Consider the following 17,588-nt stretch of genomic DNA (forward strand, 5'->3'; position numbering starts at 1 on the left):
TGCGGGGGGTAGCCCCCGGGCACGACGGCGGCACACACCCTGGGCAGCAGCCGCTGCCGGTCGGGAGGATGGCACCATGACCACCCTCACGCCTGCCCCGCGGTTCCGCACGGCGCCGTTCGCGCGGCGCACCTGGCGCGCCTACGGATTCCTCTGGCTCGCCCTGCCGCTCGCCCCGTTCGCGCTCGCCTACGCGGTGCTCACCACCGTGCTGACGGTCGGGCTCGCGGCGACGGTCGTGGGGCTGTTCGTCGCGGGCGGTCTCGTGCTCGGGGCGCGCGGCTGGGGCGGGATGTACCGGCGGATGGCACGCCGCTTCCTCGACATGGAGATCGCCGATCCCGCACCCCGGCAGCCGCGCCGAGGGTTCTGGCGTCGGCTCGGCAGCACGGTCGGCGACGCCACGGGATGGCGCGCGATCCTGTACATGGTGACGACGTTCCCGCTGTCCCTCGCGTCCTTCGTGGTCTCCACCGTGTTCCTGGTCGCGGCGCTGGGCAGCATGACCCACTGGGCCTGGTCGTGGGTGCTCCCGCTGCAGGAGGCGCCGGACGGCACGATGCACCGCGGCTTCTCGATCATGGCGGGGGACTGGTACTGGTTCGCCGACACCCCGGCCCGGCAGGTGCCCCTCGTCGTGGCCGGGGTGGTGCTGTTCTTCCTCTGGCCGCTGGTCCAGGCGCCGTTCGTCGCCCTCGTCCGCCTCCTGGCCGGTGCCCTGCTCGGCCCGACGCGCGCGAGCCTGCGCGTCACCGAGCTCGAGCGCACCCGGGCCGGTGTCGTCGAGGACGCCGACGACCGCCTGCGTCGCATCGAGCGGGACCTGCACGACGGCACGCAGGCGCGCCTCGTCGCGGTGGCCATGCAGCTCGGCGAGGCACGGGACCTGCTCTCGGGCGGCGGCGACGACGTCACGCTGGCCGAGGACCTGGTCGGCACCGCCCACGACTCCACCAAGGAGGCGCTGGCCGAGCTCCGCGAGATCGCCCGCGGCATCCACCCGCCCGCCCTGGACAGCGGCCTCGCCGTGGCGCTGGAGACGCTGGGGGCGCGGGCGGCGCTGCCGGTGACGGTCGACGTCGACCCGGACGTGGAGGCAGGCGGCCGGCTCGCCCCGGCGGTGGAGTCCATCGCCTACTACACGGTCGCCGAGCTGGTGACCAACGTCGTCAAGCACGCCGAGGCCTCGGGCGCCTACGTGATGGTCCAGCGCAGGGCCGACGGTCTGCGGGTCCGCGTGCGCGACGACGGCCGGGGCGGCGCCGTCGTCGTCGCACCGGACGGCAGCGGGCACCGCACCGGGCTGGCCGGCCTGATCGACCGCGTCCGGGCCGTCGACGGCACCCTCGACCTGTCCAGCCCTGTCGGCGGGCCTACGGTGGTCAGCGTGCTGCTGCCCACCCACACCCGCCCGGCGACACCCACCCGGCCACGCTCGTGAGCGCCGGACCGGGCTCGCGCCGTCCGACGCCCCCGGCTCCGCACCTGCGCGTCGCGATCGCGGAGGACTCCGCCGTCCTGCGGGACGGCCTCGCGGCGCTCGTCGAGCGACGCGGCCACACGGTCGTCGCCGCGGTGGCCGACGGCGCCGCGCTCGAACGGGAGGTCGCGCTGCAGCACGACGCGGGCGAGCTGCCCGACGTCGTCGTCGTCGACATCCGCATGCCGCCCACCTTCACCGACGAAGGGCTGCGCACCGCGCTCGCCCTCCGTGGCGACCATCCGGGCCTCGGCGTGCTGCTCTTCAGCCAGTACGTCGAGACCCGCTATGCGGGACGCCTGCTCGCCGGGAGCTCGCGCGGCGTGGGCTACCTGCTCAAGGACCGGGTCGCGGACGTGGGTGACTTCCTGGACGCCCTGGTGCGCATCGCGGACGGCCAGACCGTGCTCGACCCCGAGGTGGTCTCCCAGCTCATGGGAGCGTCGTCCGGCGACGACGGGCTGTCCCGGCTCACCGGTCGGGAGCGGGAGGTCCTGGACCTGATGGCCCAGGGGCGGTCCAACGGTGCGATCGCGGAGCTGCTCTACCTGTCGTACGGCGCGGTGGAGAAGAACGTCGCGTCGATCTTCGCCAAGCTGGACCTCCCGCAGGACGCCGCCGACCACCGCCGGGTGCTCGCCGTGCTGCGGCACCTCGGCATCTCTGCGCAGAGCCCCGAGTAGGGACAACCCCCGAGATCTTTCGGGGGTTCTCGGCGCGAAGACCGGGGGAACCACCCATGGTCCGCGTCGCCGCAGGTCAGCAGGCTGGAGGGGTCACCACGACCTCGACCTGCGGAGCCTGTCATGACCCAGACCACGACCCTCGTGCCGAAGGCGCCGCCCGCGCCGGCAGCGCCAGCCCCGAGTGCGGCAGCGGTAACCGAGCGGGCCGAACCTCGCCGGCCCGGGCGGGACGGGTTCGTCGACGCCGTCCGGGCGCTCGGCATCGTCGCCGTCGTCATGCTGCACTGGCTGATGGCCGAGGCGACCTGGGACGGCAGCACCCTGCGGATCGGCAACGCCCTCGGCCACGGCGCGGGCTGGACCGTGACCTGGCTGCAGACCCTGCCGCTGCTGTTCCTCGCCGCGGGTGCCGCGGCCGCCTACCGCAGCTCGCGCACGGTCGGGCTCCCGGGCCGCTGGTGGCGCGCCCTGGGCGGGAGCCTGCTGGGCGCGGCGCGGCCCGTCGTCGTGCTCCTGGGTGTGTGGGCGGTGGCGGTCGTGGCCATGCTCGCCGTCGGCGTGCCCGACGCCGCCGTGTGGCGCCTGGTGCGGATGGTGCCCCAGCCGCTGTGGTTCCTCGGTGTGTGGGTGGTCCTCGTGGCCCTCGCCCCTGTGCTCCAGCGCGCCTGGCGCCGGTGGCGGTGGGGCGCGGCCGGCGTCGTCGTGGCCCTGCCGCTCGCCGTCGACGCCCTGCGGTTCGGGGCCGGTCTCGACGGACCGGCAGGGGCCAACGTGCTCCTCGCGTGGGCCGTGCCGTTCGGCGCGGGCGTCGCCTACGCGACCGACCGCCGCGACGGACGCCGGGCGGTGCCGCACGGCCGGGCGCTGCTGGTCACCGGTGCGGTGACCGCGCTCACCGGTGCCGCGGCACTGATCGCCGTCGGCCCCTACCCGGCGAGCCTGATCGGGATGCCGGGAGCCGAGATCTCCAACCTCGCGCCGCCCACCGCGCCCGTGGTGCTGCACGCCGTGGCGATGGTGTGCCTGGCGCTCGCGGTCCGGCCCGCCCTGGCCCGGTGGTCCGAGAGCACGGGCCGCAGCACGGTCCGGTGGTTGTCGCAGCGGTCCATGACCGTCTACCTGTGGCATCTGACCGCGATGTTCGCCGTCGTCGGCGCGGTCCTCCTGGGGCTCGGGCAGAGCCTCCCGGAGCCGTGGAGCACGGACTGGTGGGCGAGCCGGCCCGTGTGGTTCGGGGCGACGTTCCTGGTCCTGGCCGGTCTGGTGCGCCTGTTCGGCCGGTCCGAGTCCTCCCGTGCCGGGATGGCGGACGCCCCGGCCGGTACGGGACCGGTCGGGGCGTCGTGAGGCGCTCGTGCGCCGTGGGTCAGGAGCAGTTCGCGGTGGAGTACTCGTCGAGCTCGTCGGTCGCGTTCGAGAACTCCTCGCTCGTGAACGAGTTGGTCGCCTCGGTGAGCACGGAGGGGTCGGCGTTCGCCGGGTCGTCCAGGGCGCCGGAGATCGTGTCGCTGAAGCTGCGGAACGCGGAGCTGACCACGGCGTAGGAGTCCGCGATCTCCTCGGGGGCCTCGATCGACTCGATCTCCGTGGTCAGCTCCTCGAGGGAGGCAGCCGCGGCGTCCGGGTCGCTGAGGTCGACGCTCTGCAGGTCGGCGGACAGGTCCTCGACCGAGGTGAAGGAGTCGCAGAACGCCTGCGCCGACTCGTCCGAGCCTCCGCACGCGGCCAGGGAGAGGGTGAGCACACCGGCGGCGGCCAGAGCGGTGGTCCGGGAAAGGTGGGTTCGCATGCCGTCACCCTAGGGGCCGCTCCGAGCCGGGACACAGCCCGTCTCCAGGAACGAGACGGTGCGGCGTTCAGTCCCGCGGGTCGGCGACGGCGTACGGCAGGCGGTGCAGCACCTCGGCCTGCTGCGTCGCGCGCTCTCGCTCGGCCCGTCCGCGCACCAGCTCACGGTCCCGGCGCTCGTGCAGCACCGCGTGCAGGAACGCCTCGGGCGGGGTGCCCGACGGCGGTCCGGGGGCCACGTAGGCCTCCACCTGACCCGCGAGCTCGTCCGTGAGCCGCACCCGCGAGGACGGGGCGAGGCGAGGGGCGCGGTCGAGGACCTGCCGAGCCCGCAGCGCCAGGCCGTCCGGCAGGCGGCGGATGTCGGCGGTGCCCGCCCAGCCGGCCAGGTCCGGTGCCATGACCAGCGGCCGCTCCCAGCCGCGGGCGCCGCGCACCCGCACCGAGTAGGTCCCCGCGAGCAGGTCGCCGAGCCGCTTGCCGCGAGCGTTGGCCAGCGAGGTGATCACGGCGACAGCGCCGAAGGTGAACCACAGCTCGAAGACGCCGACCAGCGCCCGGACGAACGCGTGCCGGAACCGCACCGGGCCGCCGTCGTCGCGCACCACCCGCAACCCCGTGGCGAGCTTGCCGAGCGAGCGACCGCGGCTGAGCGTCTCGATCGCGACGGGCAGCGCGACGAGGAACGTCACCAGCAGCACGATGGCGAGGGTGCTGCCCCACTGCTGGTTCAGGCGGTCGAGCGTGGTGCCCAGCACCACGACCAGGGTGACGAAGCCCAGTGCCAGCGTCGCCAGAGCGTCCAGCAGTGAGCCCACCGCCCGCGACGCGAACGACGCCGGGCGGGAGTCCAGCACCACGCCCTCTCCGATGAGGATTCCGTCCTGCACCGTGCCTCCGTCTCGTCGGTTCCTTCTGTGGGCGCGTCCTCACGACGCCCCCTCCTGTGGCAGGGTAGCGGGCGTGGACCTGGATGCCTTCACCGCCGTGCACCGCCCGGAGTGGGACCGCCTCGACCGTCTCGCGAAGCAGCGCCGGCTCGACGGCGCCGAGGCCGACGAGCTCGTCCGTCTCTACCAGGCCGTCGCCACCCACCTGTCGACGGTGCGATCCGCCGCGCCCGACCCCGTGCTCGTCACCCGGCTCTCCGAGCTCCTGAGCCGGTCGCGCACCCGGATCGCGGGAGCGCACGAACCGGCGTGGTCCGACGTCGTCCGGTACGCCACCGTGACCGTCCCGGCCGCGCTGTACCGGATCCGGTGGTGGACGTTCTGGGTGACCGCCGCCTTCCTCCTGGTGGCCCTGGTCGCCGGCGTGCGGGTCGCCGTCGACCCCGACGCGCTCGCCGCGATGGGTACGCCGTCGCAGCGCGAGGAGTACGTCGACGAGGCGTTCGCCTCGTACTACGACCCGCAGACGTCGTTCGCCGCGATGGTGTGGACGAACAACGCGTGGATCGCCGCGCAGATGATCGCCTTCGGCGTGACGGGGGCATGGCCCGTGTGGGTGCTGCTCCAGAACGCCGTCAGCATCGGGGCGACCGGCGGGATGATGGCCGCCTACGGCGAGCTCCCCCTCTTCTTCCAGCTCATCACGCCGCACGGGCTGCTGGAGCTGACCAGCATCTTCGTCGCCGGGGCGGCCGGTCTGCGGCTGTTCTGGGCCTGGGTGGACCCCGGTGCGAGACCTCGGGCGACGGCGCTCGCGACCGAGGGGCGCGCGCTCTTCACCGTCGCCGTCGGGCTCGTGGGGGCGCTCGCGCTGTCGGGGGTCGTGGAGGGGTTCGTCACGGGGTCCGGAATGGCGTGGTGGCTCAAGATCGTCATCGGGGCGCTCGCGCTCGGCGCGTTCCTCGCGTACTACCTCGTGCTCGGGCGGCGCGCCGTCCGGGCAGGGGAGACGGGGGACCTGGACGTCGACCGCGCGGGCGCCGTGCTGCCCACCGCCGGCTGACCGCGCCGCACCCGCCCGACCCCGCCGCACCCGCCCGACCCCGCCTGAACGGTTGTGGGCGCGATTTCTGGGCGCGAGACCCGTACAGACCGGGCGAATCGGGCCACGAATCGCGCCCACAACGCTCGGAGCGGGGGCGGGGTCAGAGACGGCCGGCGGCCTTGAGGGCGAGGTAGGTGTCGGCGAGCCGCGGCGCGAGCTGGTCGGGCAACGCCTCGGACACCTCCGCCCCGTGCTGGCGCAGCACCGCCGCGACGGCCGAGCGCTCGAGGTCGCCTCGAGCCGCTGCCGCCGCGCCGTAGACCTCCTCGACGTCCTCGCGGCCGGCGCGCATCGCCGCCACCTCCGCGTCGGCGACCGCCGCGACCACCACCTGGTGCGTCCCGGAGAGCTGGTCGATGACGGGCAGCAGCCCTGTCTCCACCACCGCGGGATCGAGGGACGTCAGCAGCACGACCAGCGCACGCTGCGAGACGCGCGTGCGCACCTGGGCCACGAGGCCGGTCCAGTCCGTCTCCAGCAGCACCGGTTCGACGGCGGCGAGCGAGTCCGCCATCGCGGGCAGCAGCCGCGGTCCGGACGCACCGGCGACCCGGGCCCGCAGCACCCGGTCGTAGGCCAGCACCTGGAAGCGGTCGCCCGCGCGGTCGGCCAGCGCCCCGAGCAGCAGCGCCGCCTCGACGCTCGCCTCCAGCCGGGTGCCGCCCGTGTTCAGCGACCCGTCGGACGAGGTGCCGATCCGCGCCGCCGACGTCCGGCCGGTGTCGAGCACGACCACGACGCGGCGGTCGCGTTCCGGGCGCCACGTCCGCACGACGACGTCACCGCCGCGCGCCGTCGCCCGCCAGTCGATCGAGCGGACGTCGTCGCCCACCACGTACTCGCGCAGCGAGTCGAACTCGGTGCCCTCGCCGCGCACCTGGACCGCGGCGCGCCCGTCCATCTCGCGCAGCCGCGCCAGGCGGCTCGGCAGGTGCCGGCGCGACGCGAACTCGGGCAGCACGCGGATCCGGCCGCCCACGTCGATCGAGGCCTGCCGCCCCGCCAGGCGCAGCGGCCCCAGGGTGCGCAGGGTGACCGCGCCGGCGATGCGTTCGCCACGCCGGGTGGGCAGCAGGGGCGTGCGCAGCCGCGCCGACTCCCCGGGGGGAAGGTCCACGGCGTGCCGGGCGGTCCGAGCGGGCTCCGCGGGGTCCGTGTGCGGGCGCAGGCCGCCGTCGTCGCCCCGCGCGGTGGCGAGCGACGGGGGCCAGGCGTCCCGCACGAGGGCGCGCAGCCTGCGGCGGCTCGCGTTCGTCAGCACCACCTGCGACGTCGTCGGGGTACCGAGGCGCACTGACGACGGCACCGTCCGCTGCACCGTCACCTGCCGGGGAGAGGCCGCCAGCGCGACGTCGAGCGCGCAGAGGACCACGACGACGGCGGCCCAGAGCAGCACCGTCCCGGGCACCGGCCAGATCGCGACCGGCACCAGGCCGAGCGCCGCCAGCACGACGGCGCGCCAGGACAGCGCCATCTCAGCGCGGGACCGGGACGGCGGCCAGGACGGTGCCGAGCACCGACTCGGCCGTGACGCCCTCGAGCTCCGCCTCCGGACGGAGCTGGACGCGGTGCCGCAGCGTCGGGTGCGCGAGCGCCTTGACGTCGTCGGGCGTCACGTACATGCGGCCCGACAGCCAGGCCCAGGCCCGGGCCGTCGCGAGCAGCGCGGTCGCCCCGCGGGGGGAGACGCCGAGCTGCAACGACGGCGACTGGCGCGTCGCCCGGCACACGTCGACGGCGTAGCCGAGCACCTCCGGAGCGACCTCCACCTGACGCACCTCGGCCCGGGCGGCGGCGAGCACGCCCGGGTCCGCGACGGGGCGGACGCCCGCCGCACCGAGGTCGCGCGGGTCGAACCCGCCTGCGTGGCGGGCCAGCACCTCGATCTCGGAGTCGCGTTCGGGCAGGGGCAGCAGCACCTTGAGCAGGAACCGGTCGAGCTGCGCCTCCGGGAGGGGATAGGTGCCCTCGTGCTCGACGGGGTTCTGCGTGGCGATGACGACGAACGGCTCCGGCAGGGGGCGCGGCTGACCGTCCACGGACACCTGGCGCTCCTCCATCGACTCCAGCAGCGAGGCCTGCGTCTTGGGGGGCGTCCGGTTGATCTCGTCGGCGAGCAGCAGGTTGGTGAACACCGGGCCCTGACGGAACGAGAACTCGGCCGTGCGGGCGTCGTAGACCAGCGAGCCGGTGACGTCGCCGGGCATGAGGTCCGGCGTGAACTGCACGCGCTTGAAGTCGAGGTCCAGCGAGGCGGCGAGCGAGCGGACGAGGAGCGTCTTGGCCACCCCCGGCACGCCCTCGAGCAGCACGTGCCCGGAGCACAGCAGCGCGATGAGCAGGCTGGTCACGGCGGAGTCCTGCCCGACGACGGCCTTGCCGACCTCGGTGCGCACGGCCGCCAGCGCGCGGCGCAGCTCGAGCGACGGCTGCGACGGCTCGGGCGGAGCCGGCTCGCCGGCCGGTGCCGCCGAGGCCGGTGCCGCCGCGTGTGCGACCCCGGTCGTCGGCGCGCTCTCGGTCGTCGACGCAGCGGGTGCCTGCGACGAGTCGTCCGTGCGTGCCTCCGAAGCTCCGGGTGCGGCGGGTGCCGGCTGGTTCTCGTCAGGGTGGGTCACGGTCGGTGAACCTCGCTCTCCAGGGTGTCGAGCCGGCGGGCGAGCTCGCTGAGCGCGGCGTCGTCGGCGGGTGGGGGGCCGTAGATCAGGTCGGCGACCTCGTGCGGGTCGCGCCCGGAGGCGCGCACGACGGCGTCGACCACGGTGTCGGGGTGGGCGGACCGGGCCAGGCCGAGCCGGTGGGCGACGGCCTGGGCGGTCGAGGCCCGCAGGCCGGCCGCCGCGTGCCCGCGCGAGCGTGCGCGGCGGTAGAGCCGGGCGCGCCCGCGCGCCGACTCGGCGGAGGGCACGACGACAGGCAGCCGTTCGGTGACGAGCCTGCCGAGGCGTCGGCCCCGCCAGACGGCGACGACGAGGGCGACCAGGACGGCCCACCACAGCGCGGCGCCGAACCAGGCCGGCAGCACGGCCTCGGGCTCCGGCTCGGCGGTCTGGTCCCCGGCGACGGTCGAGTCGGCCGGGTCGGGCACGAGCCAGACCAGCCGGTCCTGACGCCCGAGGAGGTGCAGCGCCAGTGCGGCGTTGCCCTCGGTGAGCACGTCGTCGTTGCGCAGGAACGCCGGGTCGTCGACGGCGACCACCTGGCGACCGCCCTGCTCGACCGCGGCGAGCACCGCCGAGCCGTCCGGGCTCGACCAGCACGTCGTCACGGCAGGCGAGGTGGCCTCCAGCCCTGCCTCGAGCATCGAGGGGCCCGCGGCGACCGCGGCGGGAAGGTCGCACCCCGGCTCGGTCGCGGACGGCGGAGCGGAGGCCCAGGAAGAGCGCTGGACCTGGTCTCCGGTCGCCGCCCGCAGCAGGCCGTCGTCGGCGCCCGCCAGCACGACGTCGGCGTCGACGGCGGAGAGCGCAGTGACCTGCTCGGGCAGCATGTACGGCGCGGGGACGACCAGGAGCGTGGTGCCCGCAGCGGCGGCCTCGACGGCGTCCGCCACGTGCGTCACGTGCTCGATCTCGACGCCCTGGCGCTCGAGGACGTGGGCGAGGGCCTGCGAGCCGTCCGGTCGGGTGTTCTCGGGGTCGTACGCGACGAGCGAGCCCGCAGGGCGCAGCAGGGCGAGGGCCACGACCGCGAGGAGCATCGCGGCGACACCGCCGACGAGCCACCGAGCGGCCCGCCAGCGGCGTCGGCTGCGGGAGCCGAGCGTCGTGCCGTCGCCGGTGACCGCTGCCGAGCTCCAGGTCGCCGTGGGGGCGGCGGGCGCGCTCACAGCGCCTCCTCCGGGGTTCGCGACGCCGGCGGGCTGGGCCGGGTGGACGACACCCGGTCGTCGAGCGCGCGCATCGCGGCGTCGTCCGCGGGCCCTGCCGGGAGGTGGCCGTAGCGGACCCCGTCGAACCGGCCGGCGGCCGTGTGCAGATCGGCGGAGAGGTCGGGCATCCGGGCGCTCGCGGCCTCGGCGGCCTCGCGAGCGGTCCGGCCGGGACGTTCGTCGAGCACCACGCGCTCCTCCAGCCCGCGCACCACGGCGCGGAAGCGTTCGATCACGGCGAGCGGCCAGTCCTGCCGGCCGGCGGCGTCGTCGGCGGCGGCCCGCATCTGCGCGGCGGTCCGGGTGTCGTCGTCGTGCACGACGGCGGAGCTTTCGGCGGCGTGGCGCCGCAGCCGGGCGGGGCCCGCGACGAACAACGCGACCGCCACCACGACGACCAGCACCACGGCCAGGACGACCGCGAGCCGCCAGGGGCTGATGTCCACGGTGCCGATGTCGCCGAAGACCCTGGCGAGCCAGTCGAGCAGCCGCCTGAGGACCGACGGGTCCTGCGAGTACTCGGGGCGGGCGAGCTCCTCGACGAGCCAGTCGCGGGCCGTCTCACGGTCCGGCACGACGGGCACCTCGCCGGTGACGCCGTGCAGCAGCCCCACCGTCGTCGCTGCCGTCACCACTGCGGGGTGCCTCCGGGCGGCGGCTGCATCCCGGCCGGGCCGGCAGGCCTGTCGGGCGGCTGGTTCGCCACGCGCTCGGCGGCTGCGGCGAGCTGGACGTCGAGCCCTTCGCGGCGCATCCGCACGTCGGTGTAGACCAGTGCGACGACGCCGGAGACGAACACCAGGTAGAGCATGCTCGCGATCACCGACGCGACGACGGAGCTGACGATCATCCCCCAGCCGAAGTCGCCGCCGTCGACGAGCAAGCCGAGCATGCCGAGCGGGTAGGACACGACCTGGCCGGCGACGCCCGCGATGATGCTGGCGAGCAGCACGGTCCCGAAGACCCGCCAGTACGCGCTGCGGGTGAGGCGCCACGCACGGGCGATCGTGCGGCCCAGCCCGGTGCCCTCGAGCACGAGCGCCGGCGCGACGAGCATGAGGCGGACCCACAGCCAGGCCGCCAGGGCGACGATCGCAGCCAGGCACAGCAGGGCGACGAGCACGGACAGCACCGCCGAGTCGGTCGCGACGGCGACGGCGCTGACCAGCAGGATCGCCCCGAAGAAGACGACGAACGTGGCGACGCCGAGGCCGATCGTCCGCAGCAGCATCCAGCCGATGAGGACGGCGAGCCGCGGACGGACCTTCTGCCAGACCTCGCCCACCGACATCTTGCGGCCGATGACGGACTGGCTGACCGAGACGGTGATGAACCCCTCGGTGACGGGCTGCGCGATCAGGAGGGTCAGGGACAGCGCACTCGACACCGCCACGATCTGGGCGAACCAGCCGGCGTCGGCCGCGGTGAAGCCGGTGAGCTCGGCGTCGGTGCCGAAGGGCTCGGCGAGCAGGTCGGTCAACGGCGGGACCGCGAACTGCGCCAGCAGCGCCGCGAGCAGGGTGGCGGTGGCGACGACCACGGCCACCAGGCCGAGCATGACCGCAGGGTTGTGGCGGACCGCGCTGAACGCCCCGTCGAAGATCTCCCCGAGCGACAGCGGACGCAGGGAGACGATGCCGGGTTTGGACGCGGACGGGCCGTAGGGGTCGGGCCCCACCGGGCCGGGCCGTGGCGCTCCCGGGGGGGTGCCGCCGTCGGCCCCGGGCTGACCCGGGCCGTACCGTCCGGACCCGTACTGCCCTGGCCCGTACTGCCCGTAGGCGGGCGGCCTCGGAGCCTCGCCCCACCCGGAGGGCGGCGTCGGCTGGTCGGGCGTGCTCATGCTGCTGCCTCCTGGGGCACGGCTGGCTGGACGGGTGCGTGACCGCCACGACCCTATAGCGTTCACGGCCCTCAGGGCGCGGCCCGGCACGGAACGCTGTGGACCCTGGCAGACTGTGCGCATGAAGTCCCGCGTCCTGGTGGTCGACGACGACACTGCCCTCGCCGAGATGATCGGCATCGTCCTGGAGTCCGAAGGGCTCGATCTGAGCTTCTGCTCGGACGGCGATGCCGCCATCGGCATGTTCCGGTCGACCCAGCCCGACCTCGTCCTGCTCGATCTCATGCTGCCGGGCAAGGACGGTATCGAGATCGCTCGGGAGATCCGTGCCGAGTCCGGCATCCCCATCATCATGCTCACCGCGAAGACGGACACCGTCGACGTGGTGCTCGGCCTCGAGTCCGGTGCCGACGACTACGTCACCAAGCCGTTCAAGCCCAAGGAGCTCGTCGCCCGCGTGCGGGCCCGGCTGCGCCGTTCCGACGAGCCCGGTCCGGAGCGCCTCAAGATCGGCGACATCGAGATCGACGTCACAGGGCACACCGTCACCCGCGACGGGGAGCGGATCAGCCTCACCCCGCTCGAGTTCGACCTGCTCGTCGAGCTCGCGCGCAAGCCCTGGCAGGTCTTCACCCGCGAGGTGCTCCTCGAGAAGGTCTGGGGATACCGGCACAGCGCCGACACCCGCCTGGTGAACGTCCACGTGCAGCGCCTGCGCTCCAAGATCGAGAAGGACCCGGAGAACCCCGAGGTCGTGCAGACCGTGCGCGGGGTGGGCTACAAGGCCGGTGCCGCCCGCTGACGTCCGTGCGACCGACGCCCTCGTCCGAGGTGCCCGGTCGCTCGTGCACCGCTGGCGCTCCTCGATGCAGGTGCGCGTGGTCACCTCTGCGGTCGCGCTCGGCGTGCTGGCCGTCGCCGTCCTCGGCGTCTACCTGTCGTTCTCGATCCGAGACGGTCTCTTCGACCAGCGCCTGGACCAGGTCGAGCGCGAGAACGCCGCCGTGATCCAGGAGGTGCGCACCCGGCTCGCCGCGACGGCCGCGACGCAGACCGGCGAGCAGCAGGCCCTGCTGCGCGACGTCATCCTGTCGTTGAGCGCCGGGGGCTCGAGCGCGCAGGACTACTTCCTGCGCCAGGCGCCCGAGCAGCAGCTGCCCCTCGTCGACTCGTCGTCGCGCCAGGGACTGGCGGTCAGCGAGGTCGTCACCCCGGAGCTGCGCGCCGCGACGCTCGCCACGGGGGACCAGGTGCTGCAGTCGGTGCCGATCCCCGCCGACTTCACGGGGTCGGGTGCCGAGGAGCCCGGCGTCGTGGTCGGGGCCACCGTCGACCTGCCGTCGGCCGGCACCTTCGAGCTCTACGCGCTCTACTCGCTGGCCTCGGAGCAGGAGACGTTGGGGTTCGTCCAGCGGACCCTGGCGCTCGGCTCGGTGGCGATCCTGGCCATGATCGGCCTGCTGACGTGGACGGTCACCCGGCAGACGGTCGCTCCCGTGCGCCGGGCCGCCACCGCGGCGGCCCGGCTCGGCGAGGGGCACCTCGACGTCCGTGTCCCCGGGTCGCGGGGCCAGGACGAGCTGGCGACGCTCGCGCGGACGTTCAACGAGATGGCGGACAACCTCGAGGAGCAGATCGCCCGGATGGAGGAGCTGTCCGCCGCGCAGCGACGGTTCGTCTCCGACGTCTCGCACGAGCTGCGGACCCCGCTGACGACGATCCGCATGGCGGGCGAGATCATCCACACCGCGCGCGCCGACCTCGAGCCGTCCGCGCGACGGTCCGCGGAGCTGCTGCAGACGCAGCTCGACCGGTTCGAGGAGCTCCTGACCGACCTGCTCGAGATCAGCAGGTTCGACGCCGGCGCGGCCGTGCTAGACGTCGAGCAGCAGGACCTGCGCAGCGTGGTCACGGCCGTCGTCGACACGTGCGCCCCGCTCGCCGAGCGCAAGTCCGTCTTCCTCTCGGTGGACATGCCCGACACGCGCACGACGGCGGACATCGACCCTCGCCGGGTCGAGCGGATCCTGCGCAACCTCGTGGTGAACGCCATCGAGCACGCGGAGGGCAACCCGGTGGAGATCACGGTCGGCCAGGACGCCCGGGCCGTCGCGGTCGTGGTGCGCGACCACGGCGTGGGTCTGACCACGGAACAGCTCAGCCGCGTCTTCGACCGGTTCTGGCGGGCGGACCCGGCACGGGCCCGGACGACGGGCGGCACGGGTCTCGGCCTGTCCATCTCGCAGGAGGACGCCCGGCTGCACGGCGGACGTCTGGACGCCTGGGGGCGGCCCGGCCACGGCGCGAGCTTCCGGCTGACCCTGCCGCGGCGCGCGGGGATCGAGATCGACCGCCCGCCGCTGCCGGTCGAGGGGCCGTCGCGCTCCGGCGGGCAGCACGTCCCCACGGGCCAGGTGCCCGTCGTGAACCCGCCGACCGGTCCCACGCCCACCGCCATCCCCGACCTGCCGTCCGAGGAGGAGTCCTGATGAACCACGGGATCCGCCGGCGCCTCGCGCGGGCCCTCTGCGCCGCCGTGCTGGTGTCGTCGGTCGGGGCGTGCGCGAGCATCCCCACCACGGGCGGCGTCATGGAGGGTTCCGCCGAGGTCGACAGCGCCAGCGACCTGGGCTTCGACGTGCAGGGCCCGGCGATGGACGCCAGCCCCGAGCAGATCGTCCAGGGGTTCGTGAGCGCGGCCCAGTTCGGTCCGGCGTCGGCCGCGACGCTCGACATCGCGAAGGAGTACACGACGCCGGTGGCCTGGTCCGCGTGGGACGAGTACACGCAGGTCCTGGTGCTGTCGGAGTACCCCCGGTGGACCGTCGAGGAGTTCGACGAGTCCACCGTCGAGACGTCGGTGCGCGGCGAGGCCACCGTCGTCGCGTCCCTCGACGAGTCGGGCGTCTACTCGGAGCTGGCCGAACCCAGCGTCGTCGAGGTGGCGTTCGACCTGACACGGGGCGACGACGGACAGTGGCGCATCAGCGGGCTCGAGGACGGGATGCTCGTGCTGGCCGACTTCCTCGGGAACGCGTTCCACCGGACCTCGCTGTACTACCCGACGTCGGACCGCGAGTGGTGGGTCCCCGACGTGCGCTGGTACCCGGGGCAGTCGTGGCGAACCGGCGCGACCCAGGCGATCCTCGACGGACCGCCGGAACGGCTCGCGCAGTCGACGATCTCGGTGGTCCCTGACGGCGCCACCCTGGCGATCGACGCGGTGACGGTCGCGGACGACGGCACGATCGACGTGAGCCTCACCTCGGCGATCACCACCGCCCCGCCGGACGACAGGGCGCTGCTCGTGGCCCAGCTCGAGGCGACCCTGCGGGAGGGAGACGGCCGCACGGTGGTGCTCTCGTCCGGCACCTCGCCGCTGGCGGCGACGTCGGCGGCCGAGCCGTCGCGGCCCGTCACCGTGGGGGACGCGGTCGCCGTGCTGGACACCGAGGAGGGCCAGGCGCTGCGCCGGGTCGTCGGCCGTGAGCTGACGGACCTGGCCGAGCCGCAGGACGTCGCGGGGCTCGACGTGACCGCCGTCGCCGTGGGGACCGGCGGGTCCATCGTGGTGCGGGACGGTTCCGTACGGCTGGTCCGGCTCGGCGAGGAGGGCCGGTCCGAGCTGCTCGCCGGGCCCGAGCTGGTCCCGCCGTCGGTCGACCGCTTCGGGACGGTCTGGACGGCTGTGGGCGGCGACCTGCGGGTCGCCCTGCCCACCGGTGGCGTGGTGCCGGTCGAGGCCGAGTGGTTGGCCGACCTGTCGGTGCGTTCTCTGCGCGTGGCACCCGAGGGCGCCCGCATCGCCCTCGTCACCGACGGGCCCGACGGGCCCGAGGTCTGGGTCGCGGCGATCGAGCGCGACGCCGAGGACGTCCCCACCGGGTTGTCGGCACCCGTGCGCGTCGGCGGGCCGGTGGCCTCCGCCGAGGCTGTCGACTGGTCGGAGGAGTCCACCCTCCAGCTGCTGGCACGGGACCCGGACGGCACGCGGGGACTGTTCGCCGCGGGCGTCGGCGGTCTCGCCGGGTCGAACGACGGGCTGACGCGCCCGTTGGCGACGACGGCCGTGCCCACGGCGCTCGCGGCCGGCGTCGGGGCGAGCCCGACGCTCGCGCTGGACGCCGACGGGACGCTGTTCGTGCGGCAGAGCGCGGCCCTCTGGCCCGTGGTCTCCGAGGACGTCGTGGCGGTCGCCTACCCGGGATGACCGGGCCGGAAGCCGTCCACGGTCGCCCGCCGTCCACCGTCCGGTGCCAGAGCCGCCCGGTGCGGCGCGGTGCCGCGCACCCTGGCGTCATGCTCACCCGACTGGCTCGCCTCGTGGTCCCCGTGTCGTGCCCGGGCTGCGGGTCCTACGACGTGCGGTGCTGCTCCTCGTGCGCGGCGGCCGTCGTGGGCATGCCGCTGCGCCGTGTCGAGGACGGCGCCCCACGCCTCGACCGCATGGACGGCGTCCCGCCACTGCCGGTCTGGGCCGTGTGCGACTACGCGGGTCCGGTGCGTGACGTTGTCGTCGCCTGGAAGGACCGGGAGCGCGCCGACCTCGACGCTCTGCTCGCCCCGGCGCTGCACGACGCCGCGGCAGAGTTGGCACCGCTCGTGCGGTCCGCCGTCGGCGACGCGGGCGTGCTGGTCGTCCCGGCGCCGTCGGCACCGGGGGCGCGGCTGCGCCGGGGCCGGGAGCCGGTCGGCGTGCTGGCCGGCGCGGTCGCGGCCGGGCTGCGCACCGGCGGGGTGGGCGCCGCCGTCGTACCGGGGCTGCGACGCCGTCGTTCGACGCGCGACCAGGTCGGCCTGGGGGCGCGCGCCCGCGGACGCAACCTCGACGCCTCGGTCGCCGCGCGCCGACGCACCGAGGGATCGCTCTGCGTCCTGGTCGACGACGTCCTGACCACCGGGGCCACCCTCGCAGCCTCCGAGCGGGCGCTGACCTCGGTCGGCGCCGTCGTCCTGGCCGGTCTCGTGCTGGCCGCGACACCACCGCCGGGGGCTGTCACCGAATCTCCCCACGACGCGACGTCGCCAGAGGTTCACCCCGTCGACGCGTTGGGATAACCTGGGAACCCGACGGCGAGCGGACCGCGAGAGCGGAGCGATCGCCGCATCCCACGAGCGGGCCGGGCAGGTGATCCGGCGACCGGGAGGTGGTGCCAGGACCGGCACCCACCGCGGTGCCCAGAAGCACACGAGGGCCGCCCGAAGGATGCAGCAGGAGCGGCCCACGACGAAGTGGAGCAACACGATGGAGATCGCCGTCGTCGGCAGGCACACGGACGTCACGGACCGGTTCCGTGACCACGTGGAGGACAAGCTCGCCAAGGTCACGCAGCTCGCGCCGAACGCGCGCCGCGTGGACGTGGAGGTCACGCACGAGAAGAACCCACGACTCGCCGACCAGAGCGAGCGGGTGGAGCTGACCGTGCGGGACAAGGGGCCCGTGATTCGGGCGGAGGCGGCCGCGGACGACCGCTTCGCCGCTCTCGACCTCGCGATCGACAAGCTCAGCGAGCGGCTCCGCCGCTCCCGTGACCGGCGCAAGGACCACCGTCGCCGCGGACCGGGCGTCTCGCCGCCGGTGGACGTGCGCCCCTACGACGAGGTCCTGGCCGCGCAGCCCGAGCCGCGCACCGAGCCGGCCCCGCTCTCCACGCCGGGGGACTCCGTCGAGTACCAGCTCGGCGACTCGCCCGTGGTGATCCGACAGAAGCTCCACCGCGGTGAACCGATGACCGCCGACGAGGCCGTCGAGCACATGGAGCTCGTCGGTCACGACTTCTTCCTGTTCATCGACAAGGAGTCGGCCCGCCCGGCCGCCGTGTACCGACGCCGCGGCTGGACGTACGGCGTCATCGAGCTCGACGCGACGTGCAGCGGGGCGGCGCCGGTGTCCTCGCTGACGTGATGACGTGAACCCGGCTCCGT

General features: G+C 74.7%; 16 protein-coding genes. 9 read left to right on the plus strand and 7 right to left on the minus strand.

What is annotated here, in order from left to right:
• The first annotated feature begins 76 nt into the window (after positions 1-76).
• The 3 genes from ACWAT2_RS10610 to ACWAT2_RS10620 all read left to right on the plus strand — a co-directional run bounded on the left by ACWAT2_RS10610 (position 77) and on the right by ACWAT2_RS10620 (position 3,513).
• The gene (locus ACWAT2_RS10610; RefSeq protein WP_402375846.1) at positions 77-1,441 is read left to right on the plus strand and encodes a sensor histidine kinase; all 1,365 of its coding nucleotides are present in this window, start codon (positions 77-79) and stop codon (positions 1,439-1,441) included.
• Between the two features lie 44 nt (positions 1,442-1,485).
• Positions 1,486-2,163 (plus strand): response regulator, encoded by a 678-nt coding sequence (locus tag ACWAT2_RS10615; protein ID WP_402375917.1) that lies wholly within the window; start codon positions 1,486-1,488, stop codon positions 2,161-2,163.
• A gap of 123 nt (positions 2,164-2,286) precedes the next feature.
• A complete protein-coding gene (locus ACWAT2_RS10620; RefSeq protein WP_402375845.1) occupies positions 2,287-3,513 on the plus strand; it encodes an acyltransferase family protein in 1,227 nt (408 codons plus the stop codon).
• Between the two features lie 19 nt (positions 3,514-3,532).
• Here the strand turns inward: ACWAT2_RS10620 and ACWAT2_RS10625 are convergent, their stop codons facing one another.
• Positions 3,533-3,955, minus strand: coding sequence for a hypothetical protein (locus ACWAT2_RS10625; RefSeq protein WP_402375843.1), 423 nt, complete (start codon positions 3,953-3,955; stop codon positions 3,533-3,535).
• A gap of 67 nt (positions 3,956-4,022) precedes the next feature.
• The gene (locus tag ACWAT2_RS10630) at positions 4,023-4,844 is read right to left on the minus strand and encodes an RDD family protein (protein WP_402375841.1); all 822 of its coding nucleotides are present in this window, start codon (positions 4,842-4,844) and stop codon (positions 4,023-4,025) included.
• 73 nt (positions 4,845-4,917) lie between these two features.
• Between ACWAT2_RS10630 and ACWAT2_RS10635 the strand changes: the two genes are divergently transcribed.
• Complete coding sequence (locus ACWAT2_RS10635; protein WP_402375839.1) at positions 4,918-5,907, plus strand: stage II sporulation protein M; 990 nt, start codon at positions 4,918-4,920, stop codon at positions 5,905-5,907.
• A 142-nt stretch (positions 5,908-6,049) separates the two neighbouring features.
• On the opposite strand, the gene ACWAT2_RS10640 is transcribed toward ACWAT2_RS10635, so the two are convergent.
• Genes ACWAT2_RS10640 through ACWAT2_RS10660 form a run of 5 tightly spaced genes read right to left on the minus strand, consistent with a single transcriptional unit; the run spans position 6,050 to position 11,663 of the window.
• Positions 6,050-7,423 carry a DUF58 domain-containing protein gene (locus ACWAT2_RS10640; RefSeq protein WP_402375837.1) on the minus strand — a complete coding sequence of 458 codons (1,374 nt, stop codon included), beginning with the start codon at positions 7,421-7,423 and terminating at the stop codon, positions 6,050-6,052.
• A gap of 1 nt (position 7,424) precedes the next feature.
• Positions 7,425-8,567, minus strand: a complete 1,143-nt coding sequence (locus ACWAT2_RS10645) for an AAA family ATPase (protein WP_402375835.1) — start codon at positions 8,565-8,567, stop codon at positions 7,425-7,427.
• Positions 8,564-9,778, minus strand: a complete 1,215-nt coding sequence (locus tag ACWAT2_RS10650; protein WP_402375833.1) for a DUF4350 domain-containing protein — start codon at positions 9,776-9,778, stop codon at positions 8,564-8,566. Before ACWAT2_RS10650 ends, ACWAT2_RS10645 begins: the two co-directional genes overlap by 4 nt.
• Positions 9,775-10,452, minus strand: a complete 678-nt coding sequence (locus tag ACWAT2_RS10655) for a DUF4129 domain-containing protein (RefSeq protein ID WP_402375831.1) — start codon at positions 10,450-10,452, stop codon at positions 9,775-9,777. The genes ACWAT2_RS10650 and ACWAT2_RS10655 overlap by 4 nt, the downstream gene beginning before the upstream one ends.
• On the minus strand, positions 10,449-11,663 hold the full coding sequence (locus tag ACWAT2_RS10660) for a DUF7847 domain-containing protein (RefSeq protein ID WP_402375829.1): 1,215 nt from the start codon (positions 11,661-11,663) through the stop codon (positions 10,449-10,451). Before ACWAT2_RS10660 ends, ACWAT2_RS10655 begins: the two co-directional genes overlap by 4 nt.
• 121 nt (positions 11,664-11,784) lie before the next feature.
• Between ACWAT2_RS10660 and mtrA the strand changes: the two genes are divergently transcribed.
• From mtrA to hpf, 5 genes are all read left to right on the plus strand, one after another.
• Positions 11,785-12,465: an MtrAB system response regulator MtrA gene (gene mtrA, locus ACWAT2_RS10665; RefSeq protein ID WP_402375827.1), complete on the plus strand. Its 681-nt coding sequence runs from the start codon at positions 11,785-11,787 to the stop codon at positions 12,463-12,465.
• A complete protein-coding gene (mtrB, locus tag ACWAT2_RS10670; RefSeq protein ID WP_402375825.1) occupies positions 12,452-14,152 on the plus strand; it encodes an MtrAB system histidine kinase MtrB in 1,701 nt (566 codons plus the stop codon). Before mtrA ends, mtrB begins: the two co-directional genes overlap by 14 nt.
• Complete coding sequence (locus tag ACWAT2_RS10675; RefSeq protein WP_402375823.1) at positions 14,152-15,873, plus strand: LpqB family beta-propeller domain-containing protein; 1,722 nt, start codon at positions 14,152-14,154, stop codon at positions 15,871-15,873. Before mtrB ends, ACWAT2_RS10675 begins: the two co-directional genes overlap by 1 nt.
• Before the next feature lie 89 nt (positions 15,874-15,962).
• A complete protein-coding gene (locus ACWAT2_RS10680; RefSeq protein WP_402375821.1) occupies positions 15,963-16,721 on the plus strand; it encodes a ComF family protein in 759 nt (252 codons plus the stop codon).
• A 187-nt stretch (positions 16,722-16,908) separates the two neighbouring features.
• On the plus strand, positions 16,909-17,568 hold the full coding sequence (gene hpf, locus ACWAT2_RS10685; RefSeq protein WP_402375819.1) for a ribosome hibernation-promoting factor, HPF/YfiA family: 660 nt from the start codon (positions 16,909-16,911) through the stop codon (positions 17,566-17,568).
• Positions 17,569-17,588: the final 20 nt, after the last annotated feature.

It is taken from the genome of Isoptericola sp. GX10416, from assembly GCF_056590155.1.

Excerpts from the sequence above, each read along its gene's own strand:
- ACWAT2_RS10660 (WP_402375829.1), bottom strand. The coding sequence starts at position 11,663 with ATGAGCACGCCCGACCAGCCGACGCCGCCCTCCGGGTGGGGCGAGGCT.
- ACWAT2_RS10675 (WP_402375823.1), top strand. The coding sequence starts at position 14,152 with ATGAACCACGGGATCCGCCGGCGCCTCGCGCGGGCCCTCTGCGCCGCC.
- ACWAT2_RS10640 (WP_402375837.1), bottom strand. The coding sequence starts at position 7,423 with ATGGCGCTGTCCTGGCGCGCCGTCGTGCTGGCGGCGCTCGGCCTGGTG.
- ACWAT2_RS10620 (WP_402375845.1), top strand. The coding sequence starts at position 2,287 with ATGACCCAGACCACGACCCTCGTGCCGAAGGCGCCGCCCGCGCCGGCA.
- ACWAT2_RS10625 (WP_402375843.1), bottom strand. The coding sequence starts at position 3,955 with ATGCGAACCCACCTTTCCCGGACCACCGCTCTGGCCGCCGCCGGTGTG.
- mtrA (WP_402375827.1), top strand. The coding sequence starts at position 11,785 with ATGAAGTCCCGCGTCCTGGTGGTCGACGACGACACTGCCCTCGCCGAG.
- ACWAT2_RS10610 (WP_402375846.1), top strand. The coding sequence starts at position 77 with ATGACCACCCTCACGCCTGCCCCGCGGTTCCGCACGGCGCCGTTCGCG.
- hpf (WP_402375819.1), top strand. The coding sequence starts at position 16,909 with ATGGAGATCGCCGTCGTCGGCAGGCACACGGACGTCACGGACCGGTTC.
- ACWAT2_RS10680 (WP_402375821.1), top strand. The coding sequence starts at position 15,963 with ATGCTCACCCGACTGGCTCGCCTCGTGGTCCCCGTGTCGTGCCCGGGC.